Consider the following 595-nt stretch of genomic DNA (forward strand, 5'->3'; position numbering starts at 1 on the left):
GAGCAGAAGCATCGGCAGGTTGAGCTGCCGGAGCAGGCTCGGCTTTTTTAGCAGGAGCTTTTTTACCGTCTTTGTTGGACAAACCCCAAACATAAGCAGTCATGATGTGCAGTTTGTCTTTGTCGAGGAAGTGACCCCAAGCAGGCATTTGGCTGCTGCGGCCGTTGGTAATGGTTTCGGTAATCGCTTTTTGAGTACCGCCCCACAACCATACATCGTCGGTCAGATTCGGGCCGAGGCCTTGGATACCTTGACCTTTGTCGCCGTGACAAGTGAAACAGTTGGCAGGTGGGCCGCTAAACAGGGCTTTACCGCGTTCTGCACGTTCTTCGTCGTATTGACCTTTAGGTTTAGAAAGGGACATAACATATTGTGTTACGTTTTTCACACCTTCTTCACCCAAAGCAGGACCCCATGCAGGCATGGCGGCAGTACGGCCTTTTTCAATGGTTTCCTGAATTTTTTCAGGTTCGCCACCCCACAACCAATCGTCGTCGGTCAAATTCGGGAAGCCTTTGGAGCCTTTGGCATCTGAGCCGTGACATTGGATACAGTAGGTATTGAAAAGGTTTTGTGCAATAGCACGGGCTTCAGG

General features: G+C 50.6%; 1 protein-coding gene. It reads right to left on the bottom strand.

Translation table 11 applies throughout. The features are described from left to right. Window positions 1-595, bottom strand: a 595-nt coding sequence (ccoP, locus tag ACTHUR_RS16025) for a cytochrome-c oxidase, cbb3-type subunit III (protein ID WP_440399664.1), incomplete at both ends; no start/stop codon positions are given.

Source organism: Neisseria sp. P0021.S007 (assembly GCF_051956855.1).